The organism is Chlorobaculum sp. 24CR, from assembly GCF_004118635.1.
Classification (GTDB): domain Bacteria; phylum Bacteroidota; class Chlorobiia; order Chlorobiales; family Chlorobiaceae; genus Chlorobaculum.
Genome location: NZ_SDGU01000054.1, coordinates 1 through 2,918 on the forward strand (window position 1 = coordinate 1; position 2,918 = coordinate 2,918).

The 2,918-nt window shown below is 44.6% G+C and carries 1 protein-coding gene and 2 pseudogenes; all 3 read left to right on the forward strand.

The features are described 5' to 3' along the window. Positions 1-86 (forward strand): annotated as a pseudogene (locus EST62_RS13800) (6-carboxytetrahydropterin synthase); the annotation flags it as partial. Between the two features lie 175 nt (positions 87-261). Then, a complete protein-coding gene (locus tag EST62_RS09980) occupies positions 262-2,565 on the forward strand; it encodes a hypothetical protein (RefSeq protein WP_129051940.1) in 2,304 nt (767 codons plus the stop codon). A gap of 257 nt (positions 2,566-2,822) precedes the next feature. After that, a pseudogene (locus tag EST62_RS13805) lies at positions 2,823-2,918 on the forward strand (6-carboxytetrahydropterin synthase); the annotation flags it as partial.

The window sequence follows — 2,918 nt, forward strand, 5'->3', positions numbered from 1 at the left end:
AAGGCAAACTCCCCGAAGGCGTCACGCTCAAAAACCTCCGCTGGTACGAAACGCCCAACAACTGGGCCGATTATGATGGCAGGTAAGCGAACGCATTTCTCATTTCTGACAAGGCATCGAGCATCGGTGGTTGCCTGTTTTTTTTCACATAACCATCGATAACCCTATCTGTTTCACGTCTGAAGCAGTGCTTTTAACAAAAAAAGCACTACTTTTAAAAGTGTGTCCCTTTATCAATCACTGCAAGAAAAGGAGATACCCGTGGAAAACCAACCCGCAAATACAGAATCCGCCCCGCAAAGAAGACACTATATCGTCGTCGTACACGGCATGGGAGAGCAGAAATGCAATGTCACAGCTCCGGCAATCGTACAACGTTTCGCAGAAGCTCGTCAAAGAACTACCGGCACTCATCTCGCCAACGAAAAGGGCGATAAAGAGAAAAAAAAATCCGAACCACCGAACTATAATTTCATCATTCCAGCCAATCTTTCCGAACAAACCATTCGCAATAACGGCTACGGACACGGGTGGGCTGAATTCGAGGGAATTCCTGTAACACCACCCGCCAAAAAACCGGAATTTAACGGAACAATCGCTACCGACTCCAACGGCACGAACTTCAGGTTTGTCGATCTTGACTGGCAATTCATTCTGAGAAGTGATATCGATAAGTTCGGCTCCTCGACCGAAGAATGGTCGAAAGCCCTGCTTGATCGGCTTGAGCTTCGCAAGGAAAGGAAACAGCAAGAAGGTAGCACAAAAAAAATAGCTTCTTGGGCAATCCCGATGCTCAACTCCGTCGTCAACACCGCTCTTCCACTCAAGCAGATACTGGCGTTCATATCTCCCGATCTGGCAAAACACGTGTTCGACGGCTTTCTTGGCGACGTTCATCTCTATGGTGATTATGGCAGAACCAGAGGACGCGCTGTCAGACATTTTCATGCCGTGTTGGATGAAATCATGATACGCGATTTTCTGCAATGGTACTGGAATGTCTATACCCAGAATCCAGAACAAAACGGTAAACCTGCAAAATATGAACCTCCTGAATTTACCATCATCGCTCATAGCCTTGGCACCATCATGAGCTTTGACGCTCTGGTTTACGCGCATATCAAAGACGAAATACGAAAAAACAACTATACAAACCAAAAATGGCCTGCAAGTCTTCCCTTTCCGGGTTACGACTTCATTCATTCCATCGAGAAAAACAACTGGGACTACCTGCACCAGAAACTTCATGTAATCTGGAATCGTGAACAATACAACAATGAAATTCTGAAAAATATCTGGGGGCTGATCTCTCCCTCAGACGCTGAATTAAAATCCCACTTTGATCTTGCACGAGCGCTGGAAGAAAACAACATGCCCGTACCGAAGATTCCCTACCTTTCATGGAAAAATCATATAAAAAGCTATATCACTCTCGGCTCCCCTATTGATAAGTTTTACGTACTCTGGCCGGAGAAGTACACTCATCTTGAAGAAATAGGTCAGGATCAAGAGGAGTGGCTGAAGGCTCCAGCAGAAATCAATCACTACAACTTTTGTGATGAACAAGACCCGGTCGGCCATCATCTCGAAGAGGTCATGGGTACCCGCGTCTATAAACAGCTTTTCAAGATTACTCCAACAGGAAATCATGATGTTGTTTTCAGACGTTATGAAGTGCCCGGATATGCACATATCAAATACTTCGATGATCGGGAGCTATTTTTTGGAATCGTTGACAATATCATTGATACAAAAAATGCCGATGATAATGACAGGTTTGTCTGGAAAAACATTCACGATAAAAAAGGAGCGGAAAGCTCTGCAAAGCGCTGGGCATATTATTTTATTCCATTCTTTACCGTTCTGGCAACCACCGCGCTCCTCAGTTATGGTCTGATGAATGAATCATTATTGTGGAAGTGTATCTACATTATCGTTTCTGTTCTCCTCTGGGTTCAGCCGAACGCGCTCACGGCCTACAAAGAGGAAATTGGCAAAATCCGAAACCCGGACGAATTAAGGTTTGCATTGCCTGCGTGGCTTGTATGGATTTTAGATAAATGGAATTGGCCAGCTTGGGCTTTACGGGTTTTAAAAAAATGGGACATCATACGACCTGTCAGAGGTATTTTCAGTCGACTTGTCAGCGCTGCAATCGAGTGGCGAAGAATCCTGATCGTCGAAAGCCTGGGATCAAACACGATAACGAAAAAATCACAACCCCATACGCTCAACGAGCGCATAAGCTTTCAGAGTCAGGAAATGAAAAACGAACCATTGAAATATTTTACTCAACTTATTATTATTTCATCTCTTTATCTCGTAGCGAGTCTTATTCTCTTTCAGTACGTTGAGGCTGATACATTATTTAAAAATATTCTTTTCGATCATCAGGACAAGACCTCTTTCGGGCTGAAAACCGTAAGAATCGCATTCTTTTTTACCCTGACCTACACCTTTGTTCGGTTTTATGTTGTGGTTTCTTTTTTCAGAGCCTGGTGGCGAATTCATCCACAAGAGCAAAAAAATCGGCAACGAAAAAGGATTCTGCAGGAACCAGCCTGAAGGCGAGACTGTTGCGGGGATAGAGATCAACCAGCCATTCCTGCATTCCGGATACAGTCGGGGAAATTGATGAACAGGTGGAGCTGGTGATTTCAGGTGCTGATTTTGCCCTGAAAAAAATCACCTTATTGGAATGTTTTGAGTTTCATTTCTGCAATCAGTAAAGGCTTCAAACGAAAAGATCAACATTTCGGAGATCTTGAAAATATTGTTTTATTGCATGGAAATGAAGGGCTTATACTGTCACTTTGAGTACGAGGCGCAACAGTCGCGTGCTCGTCACCGACGAGCCGCCCACCGCCGAATACCTCGCCAAATGGGCCTTCCGCCAGATCGAAGGCAAACTCCCCGAA